General features: G+C 65.7%; 12 protein-coding genes. 5 read left to right on the top strand and 7 right to left on the bottom strand.

Translation table 11 applies throughout. The features are described from left to right. Positions 1 to 31 precede the first annotated feature (31 nt). A complete protein-coding gene (locus tag QRN51_RS16635) occupies positions 32 to 1,006 on the top strand; it encodes an amino acid ABC transporter permease (protein ID WP_059387234.1) in 975 nt (324 codons plus the stop codon). Next, the gene (locus QRN51_RS16630) at positions 1,003 to 1,779 is read left to right on the top strand and encodes an amino acid ABC transporter ATP-binding protein (RefSeq protein WP_059387233.1); all 777 of its coding nucleotides are present in this window, start codon (positions 1,003 to 1,005) and stop codon (positions 1,777 to 1,779) included. The genes QRN51_RS16635 and QRN51_RS16630 overlap by 4 nt, the downstream gene beginning before the upstream one ends. A 108-nt stretch (positions 1,780 to 1,887) precedes the next feature. Here QRN51_RS16630 and menD read toward each other — a convergent pair whose 3' ends face one another. The 3 genes from menD to QRN51_RS16615 form a co-directional block, all read right to left on the bottom strand. Continuing rightward, the gene (menD, locus tag QRN51_RS16625; RefSeq protein WP_284990951.1) at positions 1,888 to 3,597 is read right to left on the bottom strand and encodes a 2-succinyl-5-enolpyruvyl-6-hydroxy-3-cyclohexene-1-carboxylic-acid synthase; all 1,710 of its coding nucleotides are present in this window, start codon (positions 3,595 to 3,597) and stop codon (positions 1,888 to 1,890) included. 176 nt (positions 3,598 to 3,773) lie between these two features. Further along, positions 3,774 to 5,858: a PhoX family protein gene (locus QRN51_RS16620; RefSeq protein WP_284990949.1), complete on the bottom strand. Its 2,085-nt coding sequence runs from the start codon at positions 5,856 to 5,858 to the stop codon at positions 3,774 to 3,776. Between the two features lie 109 nt (positions 5,859 to 5,967). Further along, positions 5,968 to 6,957 (bottom strand): o-succinylbenzoate synthase, encoded by a 990-nt coding sequence (locus QRN51_RS16615; RefSeq protein ID WP_284991069.1) that lies wholly within the window; start codon positions 6,955 to 6,957, stop codon positions 5,968 to 5,970. Between the two features lie 353 nt (positions 6,958 to 7,310). Between QRN51_RS16615 and QRN51_RS16610 the strand changes: the two genes are divergently transcribed. Next, positions 7,311 to 8,381: a LacI family DNA-binding transcriptional regulator gene (locus QRN51_RS16610; protein WP_284990948.1), complete on the top strand. Its 1,071-nt coding sequence runs from the start codon at positions 7,311 to 7,313 to the stop codon at positions 8,379 to 8,381. 115 nt (positions 8,382 to 8,496) lie between these two features. On the opposite strand, the gene QRN51_RS16605 is transcribed toward QRN51_RS16610, so the two are convergent. From QRN51_RS16605 to QRN51_RS16590, 4 genes are all read right to left on the bottom strand, one after another. Continuing rightward, positions 8,497 to 9,918 (bottom strand): glycoside hydrolase family 32 protein, encoded by a 1,422-nt coding sequence (locus QRN51_RS16605; protein ID WP_284990947.1) that lies wholly within the window; start codon positions 9,916 to 9,918, stop codon positions 8,497 to 8,499. 25 nt (positions 9,919 to 9,943) lie between these two features. Further along, positions 9,944 to 10,747: a carbohydrate ABC transporter permease gene (locus tag QRN51_RS16600; protein WP_253257148.1), complete on the bottom strand. Its 804-nt coding sequence runs from the start codon at positions 10,745 to 10,747 to the stop codon at positions 9,944 to 9,946. Positions 10,748 to 10,839: 92 nt separating this feature from the next. Beyond that, on the bottom strand, positions 10,840 to 11,808 hold the full coding sequence (locus tag QRN51_RS16595) for a carbohydrate ABC transporter permease (RefSeq protein WP_284990946.1): 969 nt from the start codon (positions 11,806 to 11,808) through the stop codon (positions 10,840 to 10,842). Then, a complete protein-coding gene (locus tag QRN51_RS16590; RefSeq protein WP_284990945.1) occupies positions 11,805 to 13,223 on the bottom strand; it encodes an extracellular solute-binding protein in 1,419 nt (472 codons plus the stop codon). Before QRN51_RS16590 ends, QRN51_RS16595 begins: the two co-directional genes overlap by 4 nt. Positions 13,224 to 13,647: 424 nt before the next feature. Between QRN51_RS16590 and QRN51_RS16585 the strand changes: the two genes are divergently transcribed. Beyond that, complete coding sequence (locus QRN51_RS16585; protein ID WP_284990944.1) at positions 13,648 to 15,819, top strand: amylo-alpha-1,6-glucosidase; 2,172 nt, start codon at positions 13,648 to 13,650, stop codon at positions 15,817 to 15,819. Next, positions 15,820 to 16,842: a glycosyltransferase gene (locus QRN51_RS16580; RefSeq protein ID WP_284990943.1), complete on the top strand. Its 1,023-nt coding sequence runs from the start codon at positions 15,820 to 15,822 to the stop codon at positions 16,840 to 16,842. It begins immediately after the preceding gene. Positions 16,843 to 16,863 lie beyond the last annotated feature (21 nt).

The following is a 16,863-nucleotide window of genomic DNA, read 5'->3' as shown; positions in this document are numbered from 1 at the left end:
TCCCGCCACCGATAACAAATCAGGTGCACAGATGGATCATCATCAACCAGGCCACGCCGCGCCCGTGCTGAACGACGCGGTGCCCGTCAGGCACCCTGGCCGCTGGATCAGCGCCATCGTCATCGTTGGCGTACTAGCACTTATGGTGCAGAGCGTGATCACGAACCACAACTTCCGTTGGGACGTTGTGGGCACCTACATCCTGGACGTGAAGGTCGTCCAGGGTGTTGGCTGGACGCTTCTCCTGACCGTAGCTTCGATGGTCATTGCCATTGTCCTGGCCATCCTGCTGGCCGTGATGCGCCAGTCCGACAACCCCGTCCTGCGCTACACGAGCTGGGTCTGGGTCTGGTTCTTCCGCGGCACCCCGGTCTACACCCAGTTGGTCTTCTGGGGCCTGATCGCCGTCCTCTACCCCAAGATCAGCGCAGGGGTGCCGTTTGGCCCCGAACTGTTCAGCGTGGACACGAGCACCGTCATTACGGCTCTTGTTGCGGCGATCCTGGGGCTAGGCCTGAACGAATCCGCCTATCTGGCGGAGATCTTCCGGGCCGGCCTGAAGTCAGTGGACAAGGGACAGACCGAAGCCGCCGAAGCCCTGGGCATGGGCAACGGCAAGATCATGTGGCGGATCATCCTGCCCCAGGCAATGCGCATCATCGTCCCGCCCACCGGCAACGAAACCATCGGCATGCTCAAGACCACCTCCCTGGTCCTGGCCGTCCCGTTCACCCTGGACCTGACCTTCGCGACCAACGCCCTGGCCAACCGGATCTACCTTCCGGTGCCGCTGCTGATCGTGGCAGCCATCTGGTACTTGGTCATCACCAGCCTCCTCATGGTCGGCCAGCACTACATCGAGGCCTACTACGGCAAGGGCGTGGACACCAACTTGGCCCCGGCCGTCATCAACCCGGCAGCCGCCAAGGCCGCTGCCGCAGTGGCACCGAGCGCCGAAGCTGAGCCGTCCTTAAAGATGGACTTCCCCGAGGAGGACGCAAAATGACGATCACCACCCAGAAACCGCTGGTGCGGATCGAAGGCCTCCACAAGTACTACGGCCAACACCATGTGCTCCGCGGCATCGACCTGACGGTCAACCAGGGCGAAGTGTCCGTTGTCATCGGCCCGTCCGGTTCGGGCAAGTCCACGATGCTCCGCTGCGTGAACCTCCTCGAAACCATCAGCGCCGGCCGCATTTCCGTTGGCGACCAGCTGATCGGCTACCGCGAAGTCAACGGCCGCCTCCACGACCTGAAGGTCAAGGAAATCGCCGCGCAACGCCGGGAAATCGGCATGGTCTTCCAGCGCTTCAACCTGTTCCCCCACAAGACCGCGTTGTACAACGTGATGGAAGCACCCGTGCAGGTCAAGGGCAAATCCAAGAGTGATGCCAAGAAGGCCGCCCTCGAATTGTTGGACCGGGTCGGCCTGGCTGATCGAGCCAACCACTACCCTGCTCAGCTTTCCGGCGGCCAGCAACAACGCGTCGCGATCGCCCGGGCCCTGGCCATGGAACCGGAATTGATGCTCTTCGACGAGCCGACGTCCGCCCTTGACCCCGAGCTCGTGGGCGATGTGCTCAACGTAATGAAGGACCTGGCCAAGTCCGGCATGACCATGATCGTGGTGACCCACGAGATCGGCTTTGCCCGCGAAGTCGGCGACCGCCTGACCTTCATGGACGGAGGTGTGGTGGTGGAATCCGGTGACCCCCGCGAAATCATCGCCAACCCCCAGCACGCCCGCACCAAGGAATTCCTCAGCCGCGTGCTGTAATTCCTGCTGCACCTGCGACGCGCAAATGCCCTGACGCGGCTGGATTTCCAGCCGCGTCAGGGCATTTGGGTGTCATCAGCCAGATTGCGCGTCGCCAGGGCCGAACATCTACGCCCCGAGGAGCACCTGGGATACTGCCGCAGCCACTGCGGCCTTGATGCGCGCGTGCAAGGGACGCAACCCAGACCGGTCCGTGCGTACTTCCACGATGCTGCGCCCCTTCAAAGGCGAGGCAAGCACTGCGGCGAGCTCCGCCGTCGTACGCACCAAGGTGTGCCCGACGCCGTATGCCGCGGCGAGCGCTGAAATGTCCACGCTGTGCGGGGTGCCGAAGAGGCGCTCGACGGCGGTGCCGTAACCGCCGTCGTCCTCCACCTTGCCGTGCTCAAGGAGACCGAAGATGCCTCCGCCGGCGTCGTTGAGGACCACGATGCGCAGGTCCGGTCCGGGTTCGCCGGCTCCGAGGAGGAGGCCGCCGGCGTCGTGCAGGAAGGTGACGTCTCCCAGGAGGAGGGTGGTTTCGCGGCCCGCTCCGAGGGCGATTCCTGTGGCCGTGGAGATGGTTCCGTCAATGCCGGCGAGGCCGCGGTTCGCGAACACCGTGGCGAGGGGCTCGGGGCCGGGCTGTCCGGCGAGGTCGACGTCGCGGATGCCGTTGGAGGAGCCCAGGACCAGCTGCCCGCGCGCGTGTTTCCAGACGACGGCTCCCACGGCGGGTCCGTTGGTCGCCAGCTCGGCCTCGAGGACGCCGTCGAGAGCGTGCTGGGCCGCCGCGCCGGCCAGGAGCCAGGCGTCGAGCCAATCATCAGAGCCGCGGCCGGCGAACCCTGCCAGTTCAGCCAGGGAATCGAAGCGTTCCTCGCGACGCCGGCCATGTTCATACCAGGCCACCGGAACGGGCTCGTACATGGCGGCGGGGAGGTCGTTGCGGGCCAGGAGGGCGGCGACGGGCCGGGACAGCGTAGGCCGCCCGAAGACTACCACCCGCTCGATCGGCAGAGCAGACCCGGGCCCGAAGTTGTCCAGCATGAGGCGATACGGGCCGACCGCGTTGGGACCGAAGCGCGCGTTGGAGGAGGGCTCGGCGAGCAAGGGAAGGCCGTGGGCACGGGCGAACGCCTCGGCGACCGGACCGGCGTCGTGCCCTGCCAAAACCACCGTCCGCCGCTCGGTCAGTTCAGCGGGAGCGGGGGGCATGCTCAATGGTTGGGGACCGGAATCGTAGTGGAAAACTCCGTGGCCCTTGGTGGCGGGCAGCGCCTCGCCCGGTTCGGGAACCAACGGCTCGCGGAAGGCCAGGTTGAGCTGCACCGGCCCGGGTGGCGTGTCCGCGAGGGCGCCGGTGGCCGCGTAGATGGCGGTCTCGACGGCCCGCTTCGGGTTGCTGCCCGCGGCGATGTCGACGGCGAAGCGAACGTGGTCGCCGAAGAGGTCCAGTTGGATGGTGGTCTGGTTGGCGCCGGTGCCGTGGAGCTCGGCCGGGCGGTCGGCCGAAAGGACTACGAGGGGCACGGCGGCGTGGTTGGCTTCCATGACCGCAGGCAAAAGATTCCCGACGGCGGTGCCCGAGGTGGTCAGGACGGCCGCCGGGGCTCCCGTCGACAGGGCCAAACCCAGTGCCGTGAAACCGGCCGAACGTTCGTCGATCCTCACCAGGAGGCGGACATTCCCGGCCGCTTCGGCCTCGGCGAGTGCGTAAGCCATGGGTGCCGAGCGCGAACCGGGAGAGATAACCACGTGCCGCACACCGCCGTCGAGCAACGCCTTGACGGCGATACGGGCAGCGGCGAGGGAGCTCAGGGAGCCTTGCGAAGTCACCGCACCAGTCTATTAGCGGCGCCTCCCTCCCGACGCTCGCTCACCTATAGGGCCAAAACCCCAAACGCTCGCTCACTCCCTTGAAGAGAGTGAGCGAGCGTCGGCCGAAAGACCCACATACGTGAGCGAGCGTCAGGCGGTGCGTTGGTCGGGAAGGCGTCGGGAAAGGGAGCAGGCTAGCTGTCCGCGCGGAACACCTGCACGATCGACGGACGCGGGGCGCGGACCTGGCCGGCGGCCGGGGCGGCTCCGGCGCCCACGTAATCCGGGAAGAAGGAGTGGGGGGCGTCGAACGTCCCTTCCTCACCCGGGTGCTGCACGGCGACGAAGACGGTCCGCTCGTCGTCGTGCACGATCGGTCCGCACGTCTCGGCGTCGCGCGGCACGGCGAGGAACTGCTCAACCTTGCCGCGTTCGCTGCCATCCAGCGTGACCTTGAAGAGGCCGTCCGCGTACCCGATCGACGACGGCGCGCCGTCAGTGGCGATCCACATGTAGCCTGCCGAATCGAAAGCGACGTTGTCCGGGCAGGAAATGGGCGAGACCTTGTCGACCGGGAAGCCGGAGAAGTAGGTCGAGGAGTTCTTGGCGGGGTCTCCACAAACCATTAGGAGCGTCCATTTGAAGCGCGTAGACGTCTGGTCGCCGGTTTCGGTGATTTCCACGATGTGGCCGTCCCGGTTGAGGGTGCGCGGGTTGACCTCGGTGGCGCCTTCCTTTCCAGGCTTGCCGCGGTCCGAGTTGTTGGTGCAGACCACGTAGACCTTGCCGGTGGCCAGGTTGGGTTCGACGTCTTCGCAGCGGTCCATCTTGGTGGGGCCGACTTTGTCCGCGGCGAGGCGGGTGTAGACCAGGACCTCAGGAACGGACATGCCCGGAACTGCGGAGACGCCGCCGACCACCAAGGGAAGCCACTCGCCGGAACCGTCGAAGGCGCCGTCGGAGGGAAGCGCGCCGTTGCCGGTAATCTCCGACGCCGGAGAGTCGCCGGTGAACTTGGCCACGTAGAGGTCGCCCTCGGAGAGCAGGTCCATGTTGCTCCGGCGTGCCGCGGCCGAGTCGCCGGGCATGTACTTGCCCTTGGAGACGAACTTGTAGAGGTAGTCGAAGCGCTCGTCGTCGCCCATGTACGCCACCACGTGGCCCGAGTCGGCAACTATCACGTTGGCGCCCTCGTGCTTGAAGCGGCCCATGGCGGAGTGCTTCTTGGGTGTGGAGGAGGGGTCGAACGGGTCGACTTCAACGATCCAGCCAAAGCGGTTGGACTCGTTGGCGTAGCCGGCGTTGTTGGTGTTGAAACGCGGCTCATCCAGCTCCCACTTACGGGCCGTTGCCTTGTTGGAGAGGCCGTAGCGCTTGTCGCCCGCCGAGGTGCCGGGAGCCACAAAGTAGCCGTTGAAGTTTTCCTCGCCGGAGAGGATGGTGCCCCAGGGAGTGGTGCCTCCGGAGCAGTTGCCGAGGGTGCCTTTGATCTTCCGGCCTGAGGGATCGTCGATGGTCTTCACCAAGTCCGTGCCAGCGGCGGGGCCGGTGAGTTCGTAGGTGGTGTCGGTCAGGAAGCGGCGGTTGAGCGGCGCACCCTTGACGTAATTCCACGGCTTGTTCTTGTTCTTGCGCTCAAGTTCCACAACCGTGAGCCCGTGTGCGGCACGCCCGATCGCGCGCGCCTCCGCGGCCGCCAAAGTTGCCGGGAACATGATGTTCTCGTTGGTGTACTCGTGGTTGGTGAAGAGCACGGCACGGCGGTCCTTGGAATCCGGAATGGGCAGGATGTCCGTGTAGTCGTTGTTGTAGCCGAACTGTCGGGCCTGCGCTGCCGCGGTCTGGCCGTTCAGCTCGAAGGCCGGCGAGTCTGCGAAGAGCGGATCGCCCCAACGGATGATCGGCTGCCACGCGAATCCATCCGGGACGGTGAACGCGTCCACGGTGTAGTCGACCGGCTTGATCGGCGCGAACTTGAGGTTGGCCTTGTCGAAGCCCGTCTTCGCCGCCGCTGACAGGTCAGCGCCGCCGGGAACGTTTCCGGAAAGGCTGCCGCCCAGTACGACGGCGAGCGCACCGACGGCGCCGAAGCCCAGGGCGGCGCGGCGGGACACGGCTGCGGAAGCGATGTCGCGGAAGTAGGCGTTGGAACTCGTATTGCACACCTCGCCCGAGCAGGCGTTGTCGCACTTCAGGGCGCACGTCACGGGGCTGCGCTTGCCCTTCGTATGGCCGAGCATGGGGAGCAAGTCGAACTTGCGCTTGGTTGATTCAGACATGGGAAATACCTCCGGGGATTGAGTGATTTCCCAACCCTTACAGCGCTATCGGAATCCGAGAGGACGCTCCGGTTAAGTTCCGGTGAATTCCCAGCCTTTTCCCAGCAATCTATGCCTCAAGGAGTGCGTGCACGCGACGGAGCCGGTCCAGCCACCACTCGCGACGTTCAGCGGGAGCCGCATACCGCTCCAGCAGCCCCTCGTCGGCGACGGCTTCGCGGACCCGGATCGCGCCGTCGTCGGGCACCAACGGATCATGCGTGATGTCCGAGGCGAACAGCCGCACGGTCCCCAGCCCGCACGCGTACGGCAGTTCCGGCAGCGCGGCGGCGAGCGCGAGCCCCGCGCGGATCCCCACCGAGGTGTCCAGCGCAGAGCTCACGACGGCGGGAAGCCCGGCTTTCGCTACGATGTCCAGCGCGCGCCGCACTCCCCCGAGCGGCGCCACCTTGACCACGATCAGGTCCGCCGCGCCCGCGCGGGCCACCTTGAGGGGATCGTCTTCCTTGCGCACGGATTCGTCGGCGGCGATGAGCACGGGCGTGCCCTGCTGCACGAGCCGCCGGCGGACTTCGGCAAGGCCCTCGATCTGGGGCACGGGCTGCTCGGCGTACTCGAGCCCGACGGCGGAGAGCCGCCCGAGTGCCTCAACCGCCTGCGGCACGTCCCAGCCTGCGTTCGCGTCCACGCGGATCGCCGCGTCCGGCAGGGCGTCCCGGACTGCGGTGACGCGCGCGACGTCGTCGGCCAGTTCCTGCCCGCGCTCGGCGACCTTGACCTTGACGGCGTCCACGCGGCCGAAGCGCTCCAGGACCTCTGGCACCCGGGCGGCCAGCACGGCGGGGACGGTCGCGTTGACGGGAATGGTGTCCCTCAGCGGCGGCGGAAAACCCTGCCATGCGGCTTCGACGGCGGCGGCGAGCCAGCGCGCGGCCTCGGCGTCGCCGTACTCAGGGAACGGACAAAATTCGCCCCATCCGGCCGGTCCGCGGAACAGGAGGGTCTCGCGCTCGGTGATGCCCCGGAACTTGACCCGCATCGGCAGGCTGACCACTTTTGCGGTGGCAAGGAGCTCGTCGAGGGTGGGGAACGGAGGCATGGTTTCACTGTAGCGTGGGGCGGCGCCGGGTCGGTTCCTAGGGCGGGGCGAGCCGGCTACGCCGGGTTGCCGCCCGGCGTCGTGGGGCCGTCCGGCGTCGTGGGGCCGTCCGGCGTCGTGGGGCCGTCCGGCGTCGTGGGGCCGGCGTGGCACGCGCCCCAGCCCGACGCTCGCTCACCTTTGGGGTGTTTTCGGCCGACGCTCGCTCATGATGTGAGCGAGCGTTCGGCTGGAAGGCCATATAAGTGAGCGAGCGTCGGGCTGGGGAACGCGGGGAACGTGGACCGGAACCACTCCTCACACGCGTTAGGTAGAATGCAGCAAGAATCGGAACCACAGCCGGAGGAGCCCGCATGCAGCGCAAGGCCACAGCACTCGACGTCGCCAAACGGGCGGGCGTCTCGCGGAGTGCGGTGTCGCTGGTGCTCAACGGCCGGGGAGACGGCAACGTGGCCAAGGAAAGCCAGGACCGCATCCGGCAGGCCGCTGCGGACCTGAACTACTCCCCCAACCCCATCGCCCTGAGCCTGCGGAACCAGCGGACGCGCGTGATCGGCATCGTGTCGGACGAGGTGGTGGTGAGCCCGTTCGATGGCAACATCATTGGTGGCGCCGACGACGTCGCCCGCGCCCACGGCTTTGTCACGGTGGTGATGGACACCGAGCGCGACGCCTCCCGTGACGAGAGCGCCGTCGAGACCCTGTTGGACCGGCAAGTGGACGGGCTGATGTACGTCACGGTCGGTTTGAAGCCGCTCGACGTCCCCCAGGGCATGCTGCGGGTCCCCTCCGTGCTGGCCAATTGCTACGACAGCAGCCCCGCCCCACGGCTGCACCACGTGATCCCCGACGAAGTTTCCGGCGGTCGGGAAGCCACAGAGCACCTCCTGCAGCTGGGCCATCGCGATATCGCATTCCTCGCCGGGGCCGCCACCTCACCGGCTGTGCCCCTGCGCATCGTGGGGCATCGGGAGGCAATGGCCAAGGCCGCCATCCCCGTCCGCGAAGACCGCGTGTTCATGGCCGGTTGGGACATCAACGACGGTTTCCATGGCGCCATAAGACTGCTCTCCGCCAACGATCGCCCGACGGCGATTGTCTGCGCCAACGATCGGCTCGCCATCGGCGTCGCCCTGGCTGCGGCGCGGCTGGGCCTTTCCGTACCGCGCGACCTCTCGATTATGGGTTACGACGACGAGTCCCGCATCGCGGCCACCATGGTCCCTGCGCTCACCACCATGGCGCTTCCCTTGCGCGAAATGGGCGCGGTCGCGATGAGCATGTTGCTTGGGCAGATTGAGGACCCGGCACGGCGACCGACGACGGGCGGCGGCGGCGGTTTCGAGGCCAACGGCGGCTTGGAAACCATGGTTCCCTGCCGTTTGGTCGTCAGAGAGTCCACGGGACCGGTACCTGCCATCTAGATCCGACCACTTTTGGCCGGGCCGCCGCCCGGGAATCCGCGGAAATACGGGGATCCCGGACTGCAGCACCGGCCAAAAGTGGTCAAAAGTTGAGTGCCCGACGGCGGCCTGCCGCCTATTCCGGCAGCTTCAGTTCCCAGACCTCCGCGGCCGCACCTTCGGGAAGCTCAAGGATCCATTCCTCGCCCAAGGCAGGGTAGGCACGGAGTGTCGTGGCGACGGAACCTGTCCGATACACCTCCACCAAGGAAGCATCCACGAAGATGCGGAGTTCCTCGCCCTCGGCCAACGCCCCCGCAAACACGACTTGCCGTTCCGCGCCCGAGGCCAGGACCAGACGAACCTCACCGGCTCCAGCAACAGTCCCAGCCGTCACAATTGCCTCGGCAAACGGCGGCAAGTCAACCACCCCGGAAGCCCCACCCGCAGCCAAGGAACCCCGGTAAGCGTCCACCTCCGGCGCCGGAGCAACCACCAATGCGCCGTCCTCAACCGAGAGGAAGCGCGGGTGGGTTAAGACGCCTGCCCAGCCTGCGGCGTCGATCTCGTCCTGCGAACGGCCACGCCGGCCATCACGACCCGGGCCTTCGTTGGCCCATCCCCACAGCAGGGCACGCGGCTCCGACTCCGAGCCGGACGAAGACGCAGTATCCAGCTGGCCAATCTGCGGAGCATAGAAGTCCCTGCCAAGGTCGGACCTGCCGCCGGAACGCGGGACGAACACCGGCAGCCCGGTAGACGGGTCCTCGGCGAGCGAGCCGATCAGGTGCCCCACCCCGTTGGCGTGCTCGTGGTCATCCCCGGAGAGCCACAGGGAGAACATCATGACCCAGGTGTCGTCCCCGTCGGACGCCGCCTCGTCGGACGGCACACGGACCAGTTGCGGGCACTCCCAGATCTCAGCCGGCGTCTGCGCAGCCGCCACCGGGTTTTCCGTGGTCAGCCAAATGCCTTGGTACTTCCAGTCGGACATGTCCTCCACCGTGTACAGCAGCAAAGCAGCATGTCCATTGGCCAGCCCGGCGCCCTGCATGGCGTAGCGCTTGCCGTTGAAGTGGAAGATGAAGGGGTCGCGCACGGCCGTGACAAGGCCGTCGTCCGGCATGGAAGCGGCAATGTGGCCATCCTGTTCCCAGGACACCAGGTCCGCCGAGCCCCGGGAAATCACCACCTGGGAGTGACCACCATCGCCCCGCACGCCGGAGTACGCAGCGGTGGGGACACCGCCGTCGTCGGTCACTACGCCGGTCCAGCAGCCGAACTCGTCCGGCCCGCCATCCTGCGGGCGCAGCGCGACGGGGTGTTCATCCCAGTGGACCAGGTCCGGGGAGCTCACGTGGCCCCACTGGATCCGGTGGTGTCGTGCCGATTCCGGGTTGAACTGGAAGAACACGTGGTAGCGGCCGTTGATGTAGCTGACGCCGTTGGGGTCGTTGATCCAGCCGTGCGCCGGCCGCGGGTGGAAGCGCGGGAAAGCCGGGTCCGGGTGGGTGGCCGCCGCGGCGAGTGCAGGGGCGGACGAAATGAGGTCCGTCATCGAAGTCCTTTCAGGGAAGTAGAGGCTATTTGCCGGTGCCGGCGGTGAGTCCGTCACGCAAGGCGCGTTGGCCGAACATGAACACCACCAGGGCGGGAATCATGGAGAGGATCACGCCTGCCAGCACCACGGAGATGCTGCCCGTGCCCAGGTTGCCCTGCAGCGACACCAGGCCCAGCGGGAGCGTGAAGTTCTGCTCGGAGATGGTGAGGATGAGCGGGCGGAAGAACTCGTTCCAGTGGTAATTGAAGGCCAGGATGCCCACGATCGCCATGCCCGGCATCGCCAGCGGCGCATACACGGAACGGAACGTGCGCCACGGCGAGGCTCCGTCGATCGCGGCGGCCTCGCCCAAATCGGCCGGGAGCCCCAGGAAGTACTGCCGCATCAGGAAGGTGCCGAACGCCGTCGGGATCGCCGGAAGGATGAGCGCGAGGAGCGTGTCGGACAGACCGATGCCGCGGATCAGCATGAAGACCGGAACGATCGTCACCTGCGCCGGGACCATCATGGTGGCCAGCACAATCGAGAACAGTGCCCCGCGGCCGCGGAACTTGAGATTCGCGAACGCGTAACCGGCGAGCGCCGCCGTGAACATCTGCCCGACGGCGATCAGTCCCGTCACGAGGGCGCTGTTGAGGACCAGAAGCATGATGTTGAGCTGCTTGAAGACCTGGTCGTACGACGAGAAATCGGGGTTGAGGGGAAGGAACGACGGCGGCAGTTGGAACGATTCCGCCGGTGGCCGCAGCGAGGTGGACAGGGTCCACAGCACCGGACCGAGGATGAAAACGGACGCGATCAGGAGCAGCACGATTCGTCCCGCCATGCTCCAGTTCCGCTTCTTTCGCGGCGCGGGCCGCTGGGGAGCCAAGCGATCGACGGCGGCGCGCTGGGTTGAGGTTGTAGTCATGGCGGGCCTTACTGGTAGAAGACGAATCGTTTGCTGAGCCGGAACTGGGCGGCGGTAATGGCCATGATGATCAGCGTGAGGATGACGCCGATCGCCGAGGCCTGGCCGAACTCGAGGCGCTGGAACGCGGACTCGAAGATCACCATCACTGCGGTGCGCGTGGCGTCGCCTGGGCCGCCGCGGGTGAGGACGTAGGGCTGGTCGAACACTTGCAGGGCGTTGATGATCGCCATGACGGACGCCACCAAGGTGGTGGGGCTCAGGAGGGGCAGCGTCACGTGGAGGTGCTTGCGCCAGCCCGTGGCGCCGTCGATCGACGCGGCCTCGTACGTTTCGGTGGGGATGGACGCCAGTCCGCCGATGAACAACAGGAACGAGAACCCGAAGTTCTGCCACACGTACACGAGGATCACGACGGCGGCAGAACCGGCCGGCGTCGTCAGCCAGGGGACGGCGGGGATGCCGACGAAGGACAAGAGCCAGTTGACCACGCCGAACTGTTCGTTGAACAGGTAGCGCATGAAGATGGACACCGACGCCGCGGACAGGATCAGCGGGAAGAAGAAGGCGCTGCGGAAGAAGACACGAAGCCAGGCCGGGAGCTTCTCCTGCACCATGATCGCCAGTGCTAGCGCGAGGCCGAGCTGAAGCGCGACGGCTACCACCACGAACAGGATCGTGTTCAGGAACGAAACACGCACCGTGGGGTCCTGGACCACTTCGGCGAAGTTGTCGAACCCGACGAAACTTGGCGCCGAAATAATGTCCCAGCCGAAGAAAGCGAGAACCACGGAAGCAACGATCGGCACGAGCGTGAACAGCCCCATGCCAAGGATGGTGGGAGCGAGGAACGCCCAGGGCAGCCAGCGTTGACGCTGCCTTCCGGTAGTCTCACCCCCGGTTCCGGCGCCGTTTCGGCGCTTGGGCCCCGCGCCGTTGCGGCGTTTGGTGGACGTGCCCGTTGTTGCCGTGCTCATGCCTGCCTCCTCAAGGCGATCTCAAGGTCGCGTTGCATGGAGGCGAGGGCCTGCTTGAGCTGGTTCTCATCACCGCTGACGGCCAGGGATACATTTTTCATCAGGGCGGTCTCGACGGCGGCCTGCTGGGGCGGTGCCGGAATGGGACCTGTGGTGGGGAATTTGTCGAGGGTGTCGTAGAAGACTTTCCAATGCTTGGGTCCGCGTCCGGCATACAACTGCTCGTTGACCATGGAACGGCGCGCCGGGGTGGTGTTCGGCGTCGGGAAGACCAAGCGCATGGCTTCCAGGCTGGAAGCGAACTTGAGCCACTCCCACGCCGCGTCCTTGTCCTTGGCGGTCTTCATGATGGCGTAGCCGGCAGTGCCGAACTGGTGCCGCTGGGTGCGCCACCGCGGGAAGAACTGGACGTCGAAGCCGTCTTCCTTCATTCCGGCTTCGTGGAGGCCTTCCACCCAGTAGCCGCCGGCCGGGGTCATGCCGATCCTGTTGGAGGCGAACAGCCCGACGAGTGAATTTCCGCCGCCCTCCTCGGGACGAACGCCGAGGCCATCCTTGACGAGGCCGCGGAGGTAGTCGAACGATTCGTACACCCGCGGGTCATCCGCGTTGGGCTCAAGCCACTGGTAGCCGCCGGAGCGCAGCCCGCGTGACGGATCCTGGGCGTAGAAGCTGTCCCAGAGCCATTCGCCGCCGGTGGACTTGGATTCCTTGAGGAAGCTGGTGTCGTTGGCATAGAGCCAGGGCACCACGCCACCGAAGAGCCTGTTGGTCCAGTAGTACGGAGTGAAGTCCTGCGGCCTCGCTTTGCGCATCGAAGCCAAGGTGCTCCGGAAATCCACCTGGGTCCAGTTGTCTGCCGGACGTTCGAGTCCGGCTTGCTGGAGCGCCGAGGTGTTGTAGTACATGTTGGCGGCGTTCCAGTCGATGGGAAGCTGGAACAGGCTGCCCTTGTACATGAACGCCTCCACGAGGCTCGGGTGGACGTCCGCGAAGTACTCCTTCATGTCCGCGGCGTCGCGGCGAAGGTACTCGTCCAAGGGGTGCGCCAGTTTCTCGGCGAAGAGCTGGGCACCTTCCGTGGCCACGTAGACCACATCCGGTGGCGTTCCTGCTGCCACCATAGTGAGGATCTTGGTGAAGAAGTCCTTCCAGTCCGCGGCCTGGATGGCCTGGACCTTCACCTTGATCTCCGGGTGCACTTTCGCGAATGCATCGATGACCCGCTGGCGGGCGGCTGCGTCCGCTGCGGTTCCCAAGATGGCGATGCTAAGGCTGTTGTCCCCGCGGCCCGGGATGTCCATGCCGGTCAACCGCGGCCACGACGCCACTGTTGCTCCGACAATTCCCGCACCCAAGGCACCAAGGGCTGTCCTGCGTGAGATCTCACGCAGCGTCCCATTGCTTCCTGCCATGTCCAATTCCTTCCTAACACGTGTTAGGTAGCGTAAATCCATCACCTAACACGTGTCAAGCGTCACATTCGTGTTACGGCTCCCTCACTTGTCCCCGACGCCCGCTCACCTATGTGCCCTTTTGACCAAACGCTCGCTCACGTATGTGCCCTTTTTCCCGGACGCTCGCTCGGATACAAGGCGAAACCGGCAAACCCTCGCTCACCTATGTGGCCTAGGGGCCAAACCCTCGCTCACCAACCGCGCCCAACCCCAGGCCCACAACCCGCCATATCCGAGCGAGCGTCCACCCACAACCCGCCATATCCGAGCGAGCGTCCACCCAAGAGCCCCCATATCTGCAGGAGGGTTCACTTCCGAAGACGCGGCGAATACGCTGAAGCAAGCTGCCCCATTCCCCCGTCCCTAGCTTTGGAGCCCATTAATGACAGGTTGGAATGCCGAGAACCTCGCAGGTTCGGCCGGCGCAGGTGCCGTGACACTTTTGGCAGGAACATCGTTTTGCGTCTCGGCGGCCAACGGCGATATGGACCAACTGCGCCCGCACGGGATGTTCTTCCGCGACACACGGTTCGTTTCGAACTGGGCGTTGGAGGTGAACGGCCACCCCATCGAGGCCTTGGGTTCCCCTGTCCCAGAGCCCTATCGCGCCGATTTCGTCGGCCGAGCGTCTCGCACCGATGGCTTGGCAGACAGCCATCTCCTGATCGAGCGCCGGCGGAGCCTGTTCGGCGGGGTGCACGAAGAGATTACGATCAGGAATTTTTCCAGCAAGCCCACCCACGCCACGGTTTCACTCACGGTCAATGCGGACTTTGCGGACATCTTCGAAGTGAAGGAAGGCCGGGCACGCCACGAGAGCGTGCATTTGACGCGGGCCAGTGACGGTTCGTTAGTCCTCGAGTCCCAGCGGGAGGGGCGGCACGTACTTGTCACCATTGACGCACCGAATTCCGAGGTTGACGGAGACGTCGTCAGCTACGACATCTCTCTTGAGCCCCAAGGCCATTGGTCCACGGGTGTGACGGCCACGCCCCGCATCGACGGAGTTGGACCCGAGGCGGACGCCCAGGTTTGGGGCCACCAGCGCGCCTACGATCTTCCTGAAGAAAGGCTTCAGGAGTGGCACGGCAGGGTTCCCATAACGGAGCTTGCCAACCAGGCCTTCGACAAAGCATTGGCCCGGAGCAGGGAAGACCTCGGTTCCCTCAGGATCTTCGACCCCGACCATCCTGGACGGACGGTGGTGGCCGCAGGATCGCCTTGGTTCATGGCACTTTTCGGCCGGGACTCCCTCCTGACGTCCTTCATGACCCTTCCACTGGACCCGTCCCTGGCGTTGGGAACGCTCAAAACCTTGGCCGACCATCAGGGCCGGACCGTCAATCCGCTCAGCGAAGAGGAGCCGGGCCGGATCCTGCACGAGGTGCGCCTGGGCGCCACGACAGGCCTCGCGCTTGGCGGCGGCAGTGCGTACTACGGTTCAGTGGATGCCACCCCGTTGTTCGTCACGCTCGCGGGGGAGCTCACCCGCTGGGGGTTCCATTCCGAGGTCTCGGAGTCCCTTCTGCCGGCGGTGGACCGGGCCCTTGACTGGATCCGCGACTACGGAGACGCCGACGGCGACGGGTTCGTTGAGTATTCGCGGGCCACGGACCATGGCCTCCTCAATCAAGGCTGGAAGGACTCCGGGGACGGGATCAACTTCGCCGACGGCACATTGGCGGAGCCGCCGATCGCCTTGTGCGAAGTCCAAGGCTACGTCTACACCGCCTATCTCAGCCGGGCCTTGATGGCCCAGGAGGAGGGCGACCTGAAGCTGGCTGCGGTGTGGGGCGCGCGGGCGGCCGAACTCAAGCGAAAGTTCAACGAGGAGTTCTGGCTCCCTGAACGCGGCTATTTCGCCATCGCCCTCGATCGTGACAAGCGGCCGGTAGACGCCTGCGCATCCAATATGGGTCACTGCCTGTGGAGCGGAATCGTCGACGACGACAAGGCTCGGTTAGTCGCGGAGCGGCTCATGTCGGACACAATGTTCACGGGCTGGGGCGTCCGGACGTTGGCCTCGGACATGGCGGCCTACAACCCGGCGAGCTACCACAACGGCTCGGTGTGGCCGCATGACAATGCCCTCATTGCCGGCGGATTGATGCGCTACGGCTTCGTCGAAGAGTCCCAGCGCCTCGTCACGGGCCTTCTCGATGCGGCCGAGGCGTTCGACGGACGGCTACCGGAGTTGTTCTGCGGCCTGGACAGGAAAACCTACGGGACGCCCGTCCCCTACCCTTCGTCCTGTTCGCCGCAAGCGTGGGCCGCTGCCACACCTGTTCACTTGCTGCGCGTATTGCTCCGTTTCGATCCTTGCCTCACTCACGGCGGCCTCTGGCTGGCACCGGTGGTTCCCGAAGGCTTCGGCCGGATCAAAATGCGGAACATCCCGCTTGCCGGCTCCCGGATCTCCGTGGAGGTGGTCAACGGAGAAACACGGGTCACGGACCTGCCCGAGGATGTCGCGCTGCACCGCGAAGCCCGCAAGCCGTTGTCCGATCTCTTGGATGTCCACCACGTCACCTCTGGTCTGCGGCGGGGGCACTAGGTGCGCATCGGCTTGGTTGCGCCGCCTTGGATTCCAGTCCCACCGCCTGCATACGGGGGGACGGAGTCGATCATCGATATCCTCGCTCGCGGCCTGGCGGCCGCGGGCCACGATGTGCTCCTCGCGGCGGCGTCCGGAAGCACGTGTCCAGTGGACAAGGTCCCCGGCCCGCCGCTTGCCGATGGCTCCCGGATAGGGAACGGGACGGACGAGCTCCGCCACAGCGTGTACGCCTTCGCGGCCATGCACGACGTCGACCTCATCCACGACAACACCTTGGCGGGGCCGCTGTACCGGCATCGGCCGGAGGGAACGCCCATCGTCGCAACGGCGCACCTTCCGTTTTCAGAAGAAAACCATGACATTTACCAGGCCATGGCCACAGACACCGCGATCATTGCCATCTCGCACCATCAAGCGGAAACTGCCCCCGGAATCAAGATAAGGAGGGTCATCCACCACGGCATCGACACGCAATCCGTCCCGCTCGGAGCCGGCGACGGCGGCTACGCCAGCTTCCTCGGCCGGATGCATCCCGGAAAGGGCCTGCCGGAAGCAATAGAGACCGCCCGCCTGGCCCAGGTACCGCTGCGAATTGCGGCCAAGATGTACAGCGCGGAAGAACATGAGTACTACGCCGCGGTCATCGCGCCGCTGCTGGGGCCCGACGTCGAATACCTCGGCGAGCTGAACGCTGCGGACAAGTTCGTCCTCCTGGGCGGGTCCGTGGCCTTGCTGAATCCGCTTCAGTGGGATGAACCTTTCGGCATGGCCATGATCGAGTCCCTCGCGACCGGGACTCCGGTGGTGGCAACATTCCGCGGATCCGCCCCGGAAATCGTCTCCGAGGGCGTCACGGGCTACCTTCGTTCCAGCCCTCCGGAGCTGGCCGAGGCAGTCATCGCCGCCGCCGCGCTGGATCGCGCCGAGTGCCGCCACGCCGCGGAAAACTACTTCAGTGCCGAGCGCATGGTCGCCGAACACTTGACGCTCTACGAGGAGCTCCTCGCCGAGCAAAAGTGATCCTCCCAGCCAAATATGACA

The organism is Arthrobacter sp. efr-133-TYG-120 (genome assembly GCF_030209785.1).
Taxonomy (GTDB): Bacteria; Actinomycetota; Actinomycetes; order Actinomycetales; family Micrococcaceae; genus Arthrobacter.
The sequence above is the reverse complement of the archived record's forward strand: the minus strand, read 5'-3'. Positions and strand labels throughout refer to the sequence as shown.